Origin of the sequence: Martinezella lusitana, assembly GCF_900094565.1 — a bacterium.
Classification (GTDB): Bacteria; Pseudomonadota; Alphaproteobacteria; order Rhizobiales; family Rhizobiaceae; genus Rhizobium; species Rhizobium lusitanum.
The window spans coordinates 282,882-297,431 of sequence record NZ_FMAF01000002.1; the positions used below are offsets into that span (position 1 = coordinate 282,882).

12 protein-coding genes are annotated in these 14,550 nt (G+C 61.7%); 4 read left to right on the forward strand and 8 right to left on the reverse strand.

Annotated features, from left to right (window positions below):
• From GA0061101_RS04585 to GA0061101_RS04610, 6 genes are all read right to left on the reverse strand, one after another.
• On the reverse strand, nt 1-1,071 hold the full coding sequence (locus GA0061101_RS04585) for an ABC transporter ATP-binding protein (RefSeq protein WP_092573128.1): 1,071 nt from the start codon (nt 1,069-1,071) through the stop codon (nt 1-3).
• A 15-nt stretch (nt 1,072-1,086) separates the two neighbouring features.
• Nucleotides 1,087-2,169: an ABC transporter ATP-binding protein gene (locus GA0061101_RS04590; RefSeq protein WP_092573253.1), complete on the reverse strand. Its 1,083-nt coding sequence runs from the start codon at nt 2,167-2,169 to the stop codon at nt 1,087-1,089.
• A gap of 600 nt (nt 2,170-2,769) precedes the next feature.
• Entirely contained in the window at nt 2,770-3,798 is a 1,029-nt protein-coding gene (locus tag GA0061101_RS04595; RefSeq protein WP_037195972.1) for a zinc transporter ZntB, read from the reverse strand.
• 376 nt (nt 3,799-4,174) lie between these two features.
• Complete coding sequence (locus GA0061101_RS04600; protein ID WP_047553878.1) at nt 4,175-4,816, reverse strand: ThuA domain-containing protein; 642 nt, start codon at nt 4,814-4,816, stop codon at nt 4,175-4,177.
• Nucleotides 4,817-4,840: 24 nt separating this feature from the next.
• A complete protein-coding gene (locus GA0061101_RS04605) occupies nt 4,841-5,941 on the reverse strand; it encodes a Gfo/Idh/MocA family protein (protein ID WP_092573130.1) in 1,101 nt (366 codons plus the stop codon).
• 40 nt (nt 5,942-5,981) lie between these two features.
• Nucleotides 5,982-7,184 carry an ROK family transcriptional regulator gene (locus GA0061101_RS04610; protein WP_092573131.1) on the reverse strand — a complete coding sequence of 401 codons (1,203 nt, stop codon included), beginning with the start codon at nt 7,182-7,184 and terminating at the stop codon, nt 5,982-5,984.
• Nucleotides 7,185-7,404: 220 nt separating this feature from the next.
• Here GA0061101_RS04610 and GA0061101_RS04615 point away from each other — a divergent pair, with 220 nt between their 5' ends.
• From GA0061101_RS04615 to GA0061101_RS04630, 4 genes are all read left to right on the forward strand, one after another.
• A complete protein-coding gene (locus GA0061101_RS04615) occupies nt 7,405-8,706 on the forward strand; it encodes an ABC transporter substrate-binding protein (protein ID WP_092573132.1) in 1,302 nt (433 codons plus the stop codon).
• Nucleotides 8,707-9,011: 305 nt separating this feature from the next.
• Entirely contained in the window at nt 9,012-9,950 is a 939-nt protein-coding gene (locus GA0061101_RS04620; protein WP_092573133.1) for a carbohydrate ABC transporter permease, read from the forward strand.
• Nucleotides 9,943-10,791 (forward strand): carbohydrate ABC transporter permease, encoded by an 849-nt coding sequence (locus GA0061101_RS04625; protein ID WP_047553868.1) that lies wholly within the window; start codon nt 9,943-9,945, stop codon nt 10,789-10,791. Before GA0061101_RS04620 ends, GA0061101_RS04625 begins: the two co-directional genes overlap by 8 nt.
• A 20-nt stretch (nt 10,792-10,811) precedes the next feature.
• Nucleotides 10,812-11,882, forward strand: coding sequence for an ABC transporter ATP-binding protein (locus GA0061101_RS04630; protein WP_037195988.1), 1,071 nt, complete (start codon nt 10,812-10,814; stop codon nt 11,880-11,882).
• Here GA0061101_RS04630 and GA0061101_RS04635 read toward each other — a convergent pair.
• Complete coding sequence (locus GA0061101_RS04635) at nt 11,879-12,256, reverse strand: DUF427 domain-containing protein (RefSeq protein WP_092573134.1); 378 nt, start codon at nt 12,254-12,256, stop codon at nt 11,879-11,881. The two genes, GA0061101_RS04630 and GA0061101_RS04635, sit on opposite strands and share 4 nt — an antisense overlap.
• 349 nt (nt 12,257-12,605) lie before the next feature.
• Nucleotides 12,606-14,435: a M23 family metallopeptidase gene (locus GA0061101_RS04640; protein ID WP_037195993.1), complete on the reverse strand. Its 1,830-nt coding sequence runs from the start codon at nt 14,433-14,435 to the stop codon at nt 12,606-12,608.
• Nucleotides 14,436-14,550 lie beyond the last annotated feature (115 nt).

Consider the following 14,550-nt stretch of genomic DNA (forward strand, 5'->3'; position numbering starts at 1 on the left):
TCAGGCTCCCATCTCGATGCGCCAGGAGTCGGCGTAGATATTGATGCCGGCGGGATCGAAGGCGATATGCGGCTCGGCCGGCACCGCCTGGTCCTCGCCGATGACAGCGACGATATCCTGACCATCCAGCTTAGCGCGGACCACCTTGCGGCGGCCGAGATCCTCGACCTTGGTGACGGTGGCGGGAATGCCCTCGCGGCCGATGCGGACGAATTCCGGACGGATGCCGAGTTCGGAGCGGCCGGCGCGTTTTTCCAGCAGCGCGCCGGGCAACATGATCGTACGGTTGCCGAGGTGCGCGTTGCGGCCTTCGATTTCGACCGGCATGACATTCATGCCCGGCGAGCCGATGAAATAGCCGACGAAGGTATGGCGCGGGCGTTCGAACAGGTCGTTCGGCGTGCCGATCTGCACCACCTCGCCATTGTACATGACAACCACCTTGTCGGCGAAAGTCAGCGCTTCCGTCTGGTCGTGGGTGACGTAGACCATGGTAAAGCCGAAGCGACGATGGAGCTGTTTCAGCTGCGAGCGAAGCACCCACTTCATATGCGGGTCGATGACCGTCAGCGGCTCGTCGAAGAGGATGGCGTTGACATCGGAGCGCACGAGACCGCGGCCGAGCGAGATCTTCTGCTTGGCGTCAGCCGTCAGCCCGCGCGCCTTGCGATGAGCGCTGTCGGAAAGGCCGATCATTTCGATGATCTCATCGACCTTGCGCTTTACGTCGGCTTCCGGAACATGCCGGTTGCGCAGCGGGAAGGCGAGGTTGTCGTAGACGGTCATCGTGTCGTAGACGACCGGGAACTGGAAGACCTGGGCGATGTTGCGCTCCTGGGTCGATAGCCGGGTCACGTCCTTGCCGTCGAACAGGATGCGGCCCTCGGAGGCCTGCACCAGGCCCGAGACGATGTTGAGCAAAGTGGTCTTGCCGCAGCCGGACGGTCCGAGCAGCGCATAGGCGCTGCCGTCTTCCCAGCTATGGTTCACTTCCTTCAGCGCGTAGTCCGCATCGGATTTGGGATGGTCGTTGTAGGCGTGCCTGATGTGGTCAAGATCGATACGTGCCATTGGCGATGTCTCTCCTCAGGCGGCTTGTTGCAGGTCGGGAGCGACGGCGGCGCCATCGGTGTCGAAGACCATGATGTGGCGGGGGTCGATATAGACATCGATCGCATCATCGACGTCGATATCCTGGACGCCTTGGGTCAGCATCACCCAGCGCCGACCGGAAAAATCGAGATGGATGAAGCTTTCCGAGCCGGTGATCTCGGTTACCATCACTTTCGCCGGCGCGGCGACGGCTTCCGGCGTCTGCGGTGCAAGGGCTAGGTGATGCGGCTGGAAGGCGATGGTGTAGCGGCCGTCCGGCTGGCTTTCGAGGCCTTGCGGCACGGGCAGGTGGATATTCTCGTCCAGCACGAATTCCCTGCCGCGCTTGTTCAGAATTATGGTGTTCAGCGGCGGATCGGCGAAGGTGGTCGCGGTGATCAGGTCCTTCGGATTGCGGAAGACTTCGATCGTCGATCCGAACTGTGTGATGCGTCCCTCCGATAGGGTCGCGGTATTGCCGCCAAGGAGCAGCGCCTCGGAGGGCTCGGTGGTGGCGTAGACGAAGATGGCGCCGGATTCGGCGAAAATCTTCGGCAGCTCGGCGCGCAATTCCTCGCGCAGCTTGTAATCGAGATTGGCGAGCGGTTCGTCGAGCAGCACCAGCCCTGCCTTCTTGACGATGGCGCGGGCAAGCGCCGTGCGCTGCTGCTGGCCGCCGGAGAGGCTGAGCGGCAGGCGATCGAGGAAGGGGCCGAGCCGCAGGATGTCGGCGGCCTTCTTCACTTCCCGGTCGATGGTTGCCGCATTCGCGCCGCTGAGGCGCATGGGCGAGGCGATATTGTCGTAGACGGTCATGGCGGGGTAGTTGATGAACTGCTGGTAGACCATGGCGACGTTGCGGCGCTGTACCGGCAGGCCGGTGACGTCGGCGCCGTCGACATGGATCGTGCCCGTGGTCGGCTTGTCGAGGCCGGCCATCAGCCGCATCAGCGATGTCTTTCCCGAAAGCGTCGGCCCAAGAAGCACGTTCAGCGTGCCGCGCTGCAGCGTCAGGTTCGTTTCCGCAATATGCGTCTCGCCGGTGACCGACTTCGAGACGCCTTTGAGTTCAAGCACGATAGATTCCCTCCATGCGTCGCAGGCCGATGCCGCCACGAGGATTTCAAGAAGACTGATCCGTCCGGATCGGGCTATGCCTTCACCGGGTGCCGTCTATTGCCGAGGCTATGGTCGTAGAAAGAATTGCATCGATCCGCCTGCGCTAACGTCGCGGCAGCGAAAACCAAGGTGCGCGAGGTTGATGGCGGCGGTGCGGCTTGCTGTGCCGTACTTCGTGCCATTTCCGATGCGGATCTGATGTCTGGACAATGATACCTCCCCCGTTTCGATTTGCACCCCTCACGCGAAAACCGAAACAAGAATGACGATAAATGAAGATAAAGGAATGTCAAACGAAAACTGGTCGCGTTTCAGTTTCGCTTCATAAATCTCGCCCAGGTCTTATTTTAGCAAAAAATAACAAAACGGATAACCGATTGATCGGGATTGGAAATATAAGGAAACCATATTTCAGACCCGAACGGCGGGTGGAGGGTTTCAGGCTGCTCAGGCACCTTTGATCGCCTGGCCAATGCTCCGCTCGTCGGCCGGGATTGCCTGCTGCCTATTCGAAAGGATTGCCTGCGCCATGGGCTTGGCCTAACCGAGAGCCGGGCGTTAAAGCCAGTTGATGCGCTTCAGCACCCAGAGGGTGGCGATCGATGTGATCGTCACGAAGAGGACGATGACGACGAAGGCCCAGGTGTCGTTGACGCCGGGAATGCCGCCGACATTCATGCCGAACAGGCCGGCCACCACGCTCGGCGGCAGGAGCAGGGCAGCTAGGGCGGCGAGGCGGTTGGAATTGCGGGCGATGCGCTCGCTGATGACGGTCGACAGGTCGTCATGCAGGATGCTGGTGCGATCGCGGATGGCGTCGAGATACTCGATATAGCGCATCAGCTTGTCGATGACCTCGCGCAGGCGCAGCTTATCGCGTTCGGCAAGCCAGGGCGCGTCGTCATGTTCGATGCGGTTCAACGCATCGCGTTGCGGCGCCAGGTAACGGCGAAGCTGCACGGCGCGGCGGCGCAGCAGCTTCAGGCGTTCGCGCACCTGGCCGGCCTCGCCGTGAAAGATCAGCTCATCGAGCTCATCCACCTCTTCGTCCATGGCGTCGAGCACGGGTTCGAGATCGCGCACCAGCTTGTCGGCGATCAGGGCGAGCAGCTCACCGGAACGTTGCGGCCCCTTTTTCTTCTCCAGCGACAGGCGGATATCGCGCAGCGCCGTGATGTAGTGGCCGCTGTCGCGCAGGGAGACGATGCGATTGCCATCGACCCAGAGATGCAGAGGCACCAGATCGATATCGGCGGGCTTCTGCGTCGTGCCATCGGGCGATGTCGCGCAGACGCCGCGCAGGATGATCAACAGTCCGTCGCCTACCGGTTCGACACGCGGACGAGATTCTTCTTCCAGCAGCGCCTCGACCACGAAAGGATCAAGATTGCTCCTGTGGGTGATCCAATCGGCGGTCGCCGGATGGTCGCGCTCAAAATGCAGCCAGGTGACGCCCTCTCCGGGCTTGCAGGAACCGACCTGATCCATGCTGAGCTGCCTGCAGCCACCATGCCCGTCGAGCAGGGAGGCGAAACGCAATCCCGGTTCGGTGCCGTAGCTGACCGACGAGCTGTTGGGTGCTTCCATGGCGCCTTGATCCATCCCACCCCCATGGCAACGAAAAGCGCAAGCAGCACAAGAGTTTGTGGCTTGCTGGCGGTATTTTATCAGTTCGGGTCAAGGTAGCAAGGTGAAGGGTGACCGGCTTCTCATGCCGGTATGAGGTATGGGGCCACTAAAGTTCCTGAAGCCTCCTGGGCCCCTCATCCAGCCTATCGGCCACCTTCTCCCGGTCGGTACGGGGAGAAGGGGATGGGGCACCCGCAGCCTTCCTTCCAGCCCATTACGAGACGAGGGACTGAGATCGTCCCTCTCCCCGCGCGCGGGGAGAGGGCTAGGGTGAGGGGCAACTCTTGCTCGCATTAAATGAGGGGCAATCCTTGCCAGAAAGAGGCAGGCGCCCTCAGCGCGCCGCCCAGTTGGCGCCGCGGCGGAAGATCGTTTTCATCTGAGGCACGTCGAATTCCTTGGCCTGGTGGCCGAGCGAGGAATAGAAGACGCGGCCCTTGCCGTATTTGCGCTTCCAGGCCACCGGCATGACGACGCCGTCGATCCAGTAGGCGTGCTCGCCGGTGAAGGTCGTGGTCGCCAGCACCTCGTTCGACGGATCGACATGCATGTAATATTGCTCGGACGTGTAGGGGAAATCGGTGATCCCTTCCATGATCGGATCGTCCGGGCGGGTGACGTTGACGGTATAGTCGATGATGTTGCCGGGATGGGCGACCCATTGGCCACCGATGATAAACTGGTACTCGACGCTCTCTCGGAATGAGTCGCCGGCGCCGCCGTGATAGCCGGCGATGCCGACGCCGCTCTCGATCGCGGCGGCAAGGTTTTTCACCTCTTCCTTCTCGATCTTCGACATGGTGACGATCGGCACGATCAAGCTGAGATCGTGGATCGAGGGATCGGCAAAGGCTTCGGTGCTGTTTTCGAGATAGACCTTGAAGCCGTCCTCCTCCAGCATGTCGCGGATGATATGAGCGCATTCCTGCGGCTCGTGGCCGCTCCAGCCGCCCCAGACGATAAGTGCTTCACGCATGATATTCCTCCTGAAATTGTGCGGTTAGCGGCCGATTTTTCCGTCCACGAGGGATTCGGACAGCGGGGCCGGACGTTCCGTTTGCGTCGTTATGGTAACCGTGCGCCCGCTATCGGACGCGGTCTGGAAGGCTTCCATGACCTCGAGCACGTGCAGCGCCAGGCTGCCATTGGCCCGGTGCGGACGGTTCGAGCGGATGGCATGCGCCATATCGGCGACGCCGAGAGAGCGGTAATTGCCGTCGGCATAGGGAGCCGTGATTTCGCGCTCCGCGAACTCGCCGCCTTTCTTCAGGAACTCGACGGGGCCGCCGAAGCGATTGGGGTCGGGCACGATCAAAGTGCCCTCGGTGCCGTAGACTTCGAGCGGCACATGCTTGTGGCCGGCGACGTCGAAGCTCATGCCGATCTGCACGACCGCGCCATTGGCAAAGGCCATGACGCCGGCGACGTGGGTCGCGACATGCACGGGGATGTGCTCGCCATTGCGCGGCTCGCTGGTGATGATGCGCTCCTTGCGCGGCGTCATGGCAAAACCTGCGACCTGTGAGACGGGGCCGAGCAGATTGACGAGGTCGGTGATGTAGTAGGGGCCCATGTCGAGCATGGGGCCGCCCCCGACTTCATAATAGAAGGCCGGATTCGGATGCCAGCGCTCGTGGCCGGGACACATGAAAGTGGCGGTGCCGCCGACCGGGATGCCGATTGCGCCTTCGTCGATGATGGCGCGGGCCGTCTGATGGCCGCCGCCGAGAAAGGTATCGGGCGCCGCGCCGATGCGCAGACCCTTGGCGGCAGCCGCGTCCGCAAGCTTCTTGCCTTCGGCGAAATTGATGCCAAGCGGCTTTTCCGAATAGGTGTGCTTGCCGGCATCCAGCGCCTGCAGGCCGACCGCGACATGCGCCTTCGGGATGGTCAGGTTGACGATGATCTCGACCGTGGGATCAGCGAGCAGGGCTGCGATCCCAACCGCCTTCAGGCCGAATTCGGCGGCCTTTGCCTCGGCAAGCTCGCGATTGAGGTCGGCGACGCCTTTGATGTCGAGAATGGGAAAGGATTTCATGGCGGTGAGATAGGCGCCGGAAATGTTTCCGCAGCCGATAATGCCGATGCCGACCTTGTTCATAGACTTCCTCCAGATAATTGTCTTTGCCTGTCCCCGAGGATCAGAGGGCCGGTGCCGGCCCTGTCGTGCCCCAGGGCGATTCGTAGAGTTCGCGCAGTGCGACGACGGCTGCGCCCTGCGCCCAGGTCTCGTCGGTCGATTGGTCGAATACCAGTTCGGTCACCCCCTTGATCGACGGCGGGATTGCCAGTGAATAGGCCTCCCGCAGGCTGTCGAGGAAGGGCTGGCCGAGCGCCAGGCTCGATCCCACAAGAATGACGCGCGGCGGGGCAAACAGCGTGACGATATTGGCGAGCGCCGTGCCGCAGGCTTCGCCGGCGCGGACCGCCGCGCCGATCAGCGTATTGTCTTCCGCCGCAATCAGCGTCTTGGCATGCGCCATGCCCTGCCCGAGACGGATCGCCTCGGCGAAGCGGCCGCTCGGCTGATCGCCGAGAATGGCGCTCTCGCCGGCAAGGCTCGCCAGTCTGACCGTGCCCTGCGGCCCGATGCCGAGAACGAGGTCACCGAGATTGTGGCTGAGGCCGCCGGCACCGCGAAAGAGCTGGCCGCCGTGCAGTACGCCCAGCCCCAGTGTCTGTTCCAGCGACACCAGCACCATGTCGTCAAGGTCTCGTGCCTTGCCGAACCAGTGATGGGCGAGCGTGATGGCGTGCGCATCGCTTTCGACGATGGTGGTGACGCCCAGCCGTTCGGACATTTCCGTGGCGAAATCGACTCCGGTTTCGCGGAAGATCGGGCTGGTGCGCACATGGCCGGTGCGATGTTCGACGACGCCGGGCAGGCCGAGACAGACCGAATCGATTTCATCAAGCGCCAGGTTGGCGTCGACGACACAGCGGCGTACGCCGTCCTCGATCAGATCGGCGATGACGCCGATCGGCTGCCGGTCGACGCGGAGCGCCAGCGTCAGCGTCGAAAGCACTTCGCCGCGAAAATCGGTGACGACGAAGACCATGCGGTTGGCGGCGATCTTCGCGCCGACGACGCGGGCGGCGTCCGGATTGAGTTCCAGCATGACGCGGGGCCGGCCTCGGGCGGCGGCCTCGCGCAGGTCGCCCTCCGTGCGCGCCAGGATCAGGCCGTCATCCAGCAACGACGCTGTTATCGCCGAGACCGTGGTGGTCGAAAGCTGGGTGCGCTCGCTGATTTCGATGCGTGCGATGGAGCCCGCCCGCCGGATCGTATCCAGCACGTTGAAGCGGTTTATCGCCCGCATGAGTTCGGGATCTGCTGTTTTCATGAGAATGGTGCCGGATGTCTGACCCGCTCGGCGGCGGCCTGGTATTTTTAACGGAATGCGTATTAAATAACCTATGCCCATTGCCCAATGTCAAGCCGTTTTACCGACGATCTGCCGAAAATTTAGCGATGGTGGTTGACATTTCAGCAAAGCTCCGTTGAATTAATCCGCATAAGGGAAAAAATATTGAGGCTCTTGGTTCCCTTGGGAGGAGAAAATCATGATCCATCTACGTGGGGCCAAGGCCCTTCGCATCGCCGCTATTGCCGCAACGACCGGATTGGCGATTCTGGCCGGCGTGTCGAGCGCTGCCGCCGACACCGTCGTCAAATGGCTTCATCTGGAAACCGATCCGACTTATGTTGCCGTCTGGCGCAAGATCGCCGATCAGTATGAGGCCAAGCATCCCGGTACGAAGATCGAGATGCAGTTCCTGGCCAACGAGGCCTTCAAGGCGAAACTGCCGACACTATTGCAATCGAAGGACGCTCCCGATTTCTTCTTCAGCTGGGGCGGCGGCGTGCTGAAGCAGCAACAGCAGACCGGAACATTGCAGGACCTCACTGCGGCCATGAACGCCAAGGACGGTGCGTGGTCGAAGAGCTATAATCAGGCCGCCGTCAAAGGCCTGACCTTCGACAGCAAGATCAGCGCCGTGCCGTACAAAATGGGCACCGTTTCCTTCTTCTACAACAAGGCGCTCTTCGCCAAGGCTGGCGTCGACGCGAGCGCTATCAAGACCTGGGATGACTATCTGGCCGCGGTCAAGAAGATCAAGGCGGCCGGCATCGCGCCGATCGCCGGCGGCGGCGGCGAGAAGTGGCCGATTCATTTCTACTGGAGCTATCTGGTGATGCGCGACGGCGGCCAGCAGGTCTTCAGCGATGCCAAGAACGGCAAGGGCAACGGCTTCAACGATCCCGCTATCATCAAGGCCGGCGAGCAGCTCGCCGAACTCGGCAAGCTCGAACCATTCCAGCCTGGCTATCTCGGCACCACCTGGCCGCAGGCGCTCGGCGTCTTCGGCGACGGCAAGGCTGCCATGATCCTCGGGTTCGAGAATACCGTCGCCAACCAGCGCACCAATGCCGGCGATGGCAAGGGCCTGGCGAACGACAATGTCGGCCGCTTCGCCTTTCCGGCCGTCACCGGTGGCGCTGGCCTTGGGACCGATACGCTCGGTGGCCTGAACGGTTGGGCCGTCACCAAGAAAGCTCCGCCCGAAGCGCTCGATTTCCTCGCTTATCTGACCAATGCGGAGAATGAGCGCACCATGGCGCAGGCCGGCATGATCATCCCGGTAGCTGTCGGCGCTGAAGACGGCGTCAAGGGTCCGCTGATGCATGAGGCTGCCGACCAGCTGGCGCATTCGACCTGGCACCAGAACTTCTTCGACCAGGATCTCGGCCCGTCCGTCGGTCGCGTTGTCAACGACGTGGCTGTCGGCATCGTCTCGGGCCAGATCACTCCGAAGGATGGCGCGCAGCAGGTTCAGGAAGCCTTCGAGCAGGATCAGCTTTGATATCTTAGATCTTCGCCCCAACGGGGAGAAGGTGGATCGAGACGCTGAGCGAAGTGAAGCGGTGAGAGACGGATGAGGGGGTGCGGCATATTCTTTGCGGCCCTTACGGTGCAACGCCCCCTCAACCTGCCCTTCGGGCATCCTTCTCCCCGGCGGGGAGAAGGTGAAACGTGCCCTAGCGCCAATTTATGGAATTCATCTGAATTTTGGCGCGACAATTGATCGGGTGAGCCGGCTCCTAATACCGGCTCGCCATTCCAAAGACGACGTGTGCTTCCCTGGAACTTCAGGGGTCAGGATTATCTATGACCGATGTCAGCGCCACGACCGCCATGCCCTCAGTTGTACGGGCGAAGCCCGCAGCGAAGCGAAAGTCGCCCGCCGCACGCGGCCGCATGCCGGTCATCCTACTGTTCCTGCCGCCAGCGCTTCTGCTTTTCACCATCTTCGTCATCCTGCCGATGGGGGAAGCGGCCTGGTACAGCCTCTATCGCTGGGACGGCTACGGTCCGCCCACTGAATTCGTCGGCCTGCGCAATTTCCAGGTGCTATTCAAGAACGGCGCGTTCCTGACATCGCTCAAGAACAATGCGCTGATCATCGTGGTGTCGATCGCCATTCAGGTGCCGCTCGCGATCTGGCTGGCAACGATGCTCGCCAACCGCATCCGCGGCGTCGTGCTCTTCCGGCTGATCTTCTTCCTGCCCTATGTGCTGGCCGAAGTCGCTGCCGGCCTGATCTGGCGCTTCGTCTATGACGGTGACTACGGCCTCTTCGCCGCGATCGCCCATTTCCTCGGCACGCCCACGCCTTACGTGCTCGCCGACAAGGATCTGGCGATGTACGCGGTGCTCGGCGTGATCGTGTGGAAATATTTCGGCTTCCACATGATGCTGTTCATCGCCGGCCTGCAATCCCTCGACAAGAGCGTGCTGGAAGCCGCCGAGATCGACGGCGCCACCGGCTGGCAGAAGTTCCGTTACGTCACCCTGCCACTGCTCGGCTCGACGCTGCGTCTCTCCGTGTTCTTCGCCGTGGTGGGATCATTGCAGCTCTTCGACATGATCATGCCGCTCACCGGCGGCGGACCGTTCAACTCGACGCAGACGATGGTGACCTTCCTCTACAATTTCGGCGTCACCCGCATGCAGGTCGGCCTCGGCAGCGCCGTCGGCGTCGTGCTGTTCGTGATCTGCGTCACCCTCGCCTTCGGCTACAAACGGATATTTATGCGCAATGACTGATATGGCCACATCCGTTCGACTGAGCACCGGCACGAAGATCTATCTCTATGTGTCGCTCACCATCATCGCCGCCATCGTGCTGATCCCGCTGCTGACGACCGCGCTCGGCGGCTTCAAGTCGCTCGGCGATCTTCGCACCAATCCCTTCGGCCTGCCGACCGAGTGGCATTTCGAGAATTATGCCGGCATCCTGTTCGGCGACCGCTACTGGCGGCAAATGATGAACTCTTTGATCATCGCCGTGTTGACCGTGTTCCTGACGGTATCGGTCTCGGCGATGGCAGCCTTCGCCTTCGCGCATGTAAAATTCTTCGGCTCGAACTTCCTGCTGAACTATTTCCTGATCGGCCTGATGTTCCCGGCCGCGACCGCCATCCTGCCGCTGTTCATCCGCATCCGCGATCTCGGCCTGCTCAATACCTATTGGGGCGTCGTGCTGCCGCAGGTGGCTTTCGGCCTCGGCATGAGTATCCTGCTTTTCCGCAATTACTTTCGCAACCTTCCGGAAGAATTGTTCCAGGCCGCCTTCGTTGATGGCTGCGGCTATATCCGCTTCTTCTGGCATATCTCGTTGCCGCTCTCGCGGCCGATCATCGCAACCGTCAGCATCATCTCTTTTGTGGGCAGCTGGAACAGCTACATCCTGCCGCTGATCATGCTGAACTCGGATTCGATCTATCCCTGGCCGCTCGGCATGATGGTCTATAGCGGCGAATTCGGCACGGAGTGGGAGCTGGTGCTCGCCTTCATCACGCTGACCATCCTGCCCACCATCATCGTCTTCTTCCTGGCGCAGAAGCATATCATCGCCGGTCTCACCGCCGGCGCGGTGAAATCCTGAGCCCTATCGGAGCAAAAAGCATGGCATCCGTCGAACTGCACAATATCCACAAGGCCTATGGGGCGCTCACGGTCATCCACGATATCTCGCTGGCAATCGATGACGGCGAGTTCATCGCCCTCGTCGGCCCCTCAGGCTGCGGGAAATCGACCCTTTTGCGCATGATCGCCGGGCTTGAGGAAATCACCGACGGCGATGTGTCGATCGGCGGGCAGGTGGTCAATGGCATGACGCCGCGCGAGCGCAACATCGCCATGGTCTTCCAGTCCTATGCGCTCTATCCGCACATGACCGTCGCCGAGAACATGGGCTTCAACCTGAAGCTCTCGGGTGAGCCGAAGCCGGTGATCGAGCAGCGCGTCAACGAAGCGGCGCGCATGCTCGATCTCACCAAGCTGCTCGACCGCAAGCCGGCGCAGCTGTCCGGCGGCCAACGCCAGCGCGTCGCCATGGGCCGCGCCATCGTGCGCAATCCGGCCGTCTTCCTGTTCGACGAGCCGCTGTCCAACCTCGATGCCAAATTGCGGGTGCAGATGCGCTCGGAAATCAAGGCGCTGCATCAGAAGGTGCAGACGACGTCGATCTACGTGACCCACGACCAGATCGAGGCGATGACGCTTGCCGACCGCATCGTTGTCCTGAACCAGGGCAAGATCGAGCAGCAGGGCACGCCGATCGAGCTTTATCGCAAGCCGGCCAATCTCTTCGTCGCCGGCTTCATCGGCTCGCCGGCGATGAATTTCCTCGACGGTGTGGTCGATGGTGTCGATGGCGCCCCGGCCGTGCGGCTGAAGGATAGCACGTCGGTGCGCATCGCCGGCGAGCGCAAGGTGAAGCCGGGCCAGAGCGTGAAGATCGGTCTGCGGCCCGAGCATCTGAGCCTTGCGAGCGGCGGTTCGCCGCTCAGCGGCCAGACGCTGCTGGTCGAGCCGACCGGCGCCCAGACGCATGTGCTGTTCGACCTCGCCGGCGAGCAGGTGACGGCCGTCGTCGATGGCGAGGCTCCGGTGCGCTATGGCCAGCCGCTGAATGTTTCCGTCAGCCCGGACCTGGTCTACGTCTTCGATGCGTCGAGCGGTCTGGCGCTTTAGCTGATGATGTCGATCACGTCGACGCGATCAGGGTAGAAGGCCATGTAGGCCTTGATCTGGCTGACCGAGGGATAAGGATTCTCATAGGTCCAGATCGCGTTCACAGAACGCTCGCCGCCGGCGGGGATGCTGTAATAGGAGCAGTCGCCCTTGTAGGGGCAGTAGGTTTCGTGGCTTGTTCTTTCCAGCAACGACAGGTCGACATCCTTGCGCGGGATATAGAGCACAGCCGGATAGGATGCCTCCTTGAGGGACAGCGCTTCGTGGGTGTCGGCGATCACCTTGCCGGCGACGGAAACGGTGACATGGGCATGCTTCTCTTCGATCGTGATGGGATGATCGGGACCGGGTGTTTTGACTGGCTTTTGCGACATCACGTGGCTCCTGGGTTGAGCGATGGTCGGGTGTGTCCGCCGATGTGGCACTTTATGCTTGGCCCCTCACCCCAACCCTCTCCACGCAGTGCGGGGAGAGGGGGCTCTACAATGCTCGACACCGAGCCTTCTTAAATGGAGTGGCCGATTGCCTTGCTCTGTCATCCCCTCTCCCCGCTTGCGGGGAGAGGGCTAGGGTGGGGGGTCAGGTACAAAGCCGCGGCAACGGCGGAGGGCCTGACGATTTGCGTTCGGAAAGGGATATAGGAAGCGCACCGCCGATTGTCAGTGCTCGGTCGTAAATCTGCGCAACTGCGTCCGCAAACAGCCGAGCGCGCGCGACGGAGGCTTAAGGTGCGCCGAAGTGCTTCGGTCCCGGGCCGCCAGGCCCAGGTCCCGGCTCAAAGCCCGGGAAGGGCGGTGGCGGATCGTCGCGCGCCGGCGGCACGTCGAGATAGCTCATGATGTTTTCGACGTGGTTGACCTGCGAGCGCAGGCTGTCGAGCGATTTGCCCGTGAGATTGGTGCCGGCGGGCAATTGTGCCGTCAGCGGATTCTCATAGCGGCCGTTGACGCGCAGTTCATAGTAGAGATGCGGGCCGGTGGAGTAGCCGGTCGAGCCGACATAGGCGATGGTCTGGCCCTGGGTGACGCGCTGGCCGACGCGCAAGTCCGACGGTGTTGCGGAAATATGGGCATAGGTGGTCTCATAGCCGCCGTCGTGGCGGATGCGCACATATTTGCCGTAGCCTGTTTCCCAGGAGATCTTTTCGACGACACCATCGCCGGCGGCCTGGATCGGGCTGCCCATCGGTGCGCGGAAATCGACGCCGTTATGGAATTTCTTCACGCCGAGAATGGGATGGATGCGCCAGGCGAAACCGTCGCCAAGCGTGCCGTTCGGCACGGGACGGTGCACAAGCGACTTGGCGATCGAATGGCCGCCTTCATCGTAGAATTCCGAGGGCTCTTCGCCGCTATTCTTGTGCAGATAGAAGCGGTGCGTGTCGCCGTCGGCATGGAACTCGATGAACATCAACTCGTTCTTGCCTTCCTCCGCCTTGCGGAAGAGCAGATCGACGCTGTCGGGCGCATCTTCGACGCTCGTCAGCGAAATGCCCTTGGCCTTGGCAAGCTTGACGAGCTGCGAGGCGCATTCTCTGGTCAGGCCTGCCTTCTCGAGCTTGGCGCTGATTGTCGTCTCGTCGTTCCCGTCAACGTCCTTGAGGTCGACGGCAGCTACCTCCGTCGAGGCAGGCAATTCGGCCTGGCTTTCGCTATAGAGCGTGGAAAACAGCTGGTCATTGGCCATCGGCACAAAGCTGTCCGCATCGTCGCGCGCGACGACGCGCTCGGGCGTCTTGTCGCCGCTGAGGCGGGCCATGATCAGCTTCGGGCGTGCGTTCGGTCCCTTCTTCTCCAGCAGCAGTTCCAGGCTGTCGCCGGGGGAAACCGTGTCGGTCTCAAGCGCACGTTGCAGCTCATCGCCGGCGTCGCTGCTGAGGCCCGCGGATGCCAGGATGTCCTGCAGATCCTGCTTGTCCTTCGGCATGGAGACGAGCTTGTGGAACTCCCGGCCAGACTCGCCCGTGGTTGCCCTCGAAACGCTGACATTCAGCGGAACGCCGCGAACGGGGAAGCGCGAGCGCCGAACAGCGTCATAATGCGTCGTCTGCGGATAGATACCATGGCGGATATCCGACAGCGACGGCGGCGAGAACACTACCTCCTCGGCACGTTCGCCGCCATAAGAGGCGTTGATGGCACCGAGATTGCCGTCTGAGTTTGCGGATTCCGCCGATTTGAAAACCAGCGTCGTGCGGTGATAGGTGAAAATGCGGGTTTCGCCGCTCGAGGTTTTCTCTGCCACCTGCGCGAAACGGGCACCATCGAAACGCTGTTTTGCAGCGGCGATGCGGGTGCTCTTGCGCAGCGCCGGCTGCGGGCGCGCAAGTTGGGCGGTGCGCATCGGCACGGCCTGTTCGATGGTATGATGCGCCAGCAATGGATAGAGCACGCTTGCGAGGAGGCCGAAGGAAGCGGTGCCGGCCAGGCTGATCGCGATCAGATGGCGAAGATGTGGAGAGCGAGGCAGAAACGGAATGTGAAATTCATGATGCGGCCGCGCCTGCATCGCAGCTTCTGCAGGAAATTGGACGCGCAATGGACTTTCGACCATGAAGTGAGGAACCCTGCAGACTGCGGTGGGCCCAAACTAGGGCAAATCATGGCGAAATCTAGGCAAATATTACGAGTCTGTTAATTGCCGTGATCGTCCACAGGTCCAGATTCGC

Excerpts from the sequence above, each read along its gene's own strand:
- GA0061101_RS04585 (WP_092573128.1), bottom strand. The coding sequence starts at position 1,071 with ATGGCACGTATCGATCTTGACCACATCAGGCACGCCTACAACGACCAT.
- GA0061101_RS04595 (WP_037195972.1), bottom strand. The coding sequence starts at position 3,798 with ATGGAAGCACCCAACAGCTCGTCGGTCAGCTACGGCACCGAACCGGGA.
- GA0061101_RS04600 (WP_047553878.1), bottom strand. The coding sequence starts at position 4,816 with ATGCGTGAAGCACTTATCGTCTGGGGCGGCTGGAGCGGCCACGAGCCG.
- GA0061101_RS04605 (WP_092573130.1), bottom strand. The coding sequence starts at position 5,941 with ATGAACAAGGTCGGCATCGGCATTATCGGCTGCGGAAACATTTCCGGC.
- GA0061101_RS04610 (WP_092573131.1), bottom strand. The coding sequence starts at position 7,184 with ATGAAAACAGCAGATCCCGAACTCATGCGGGCGATAAACCGCTTCAAC.
- GA0061101_RS04615 (WP_092573132.1), top strand. The coding sequence starts at position 7,405 with ATGATCCATCTACGTGGGGCCAAGGCCCTTCGCATCGCCGCTATTGCC.
- GA0061101_RS04620 (WP_092573133.1), top strand. The coding sequence starts at position 9,012 with ATGACCGATGTCAGCGCCACGACCGCCATGCCCTCAGTTGTACGGGCG.
- GA0061101_RS04625 (WP_047553868.1), top strand. The coding sequence starts at position 9,943 with ATGACTGATATGGCCACATCCGTTCGACTGAGCACCGGCACGAAGATC.
- GA0061101_RS04630 (WP_037195988.1), top strand. The coding sequence starts at position 10,812 with ATGGCATCCGTCGAACTGCACAATATCCACAAGGCCTATGGGGCGCTC.
- GA0061101_RS04635 (WP_092573134.1), bottom strand. The coding sequence starts at position 12,256 with ATGTCGCAAAAGCCAGTCAAAACACCCGGTCCCGATCATCCCATCACG.
- GA0061101_RS04640 (WP_037195993.1), bottom strand. The coding sequence starts at position 14,435 with ATGGTCGAAAGTCCATTGCGCGTCCAATTTCCTGCAGAAGCTGCGATG.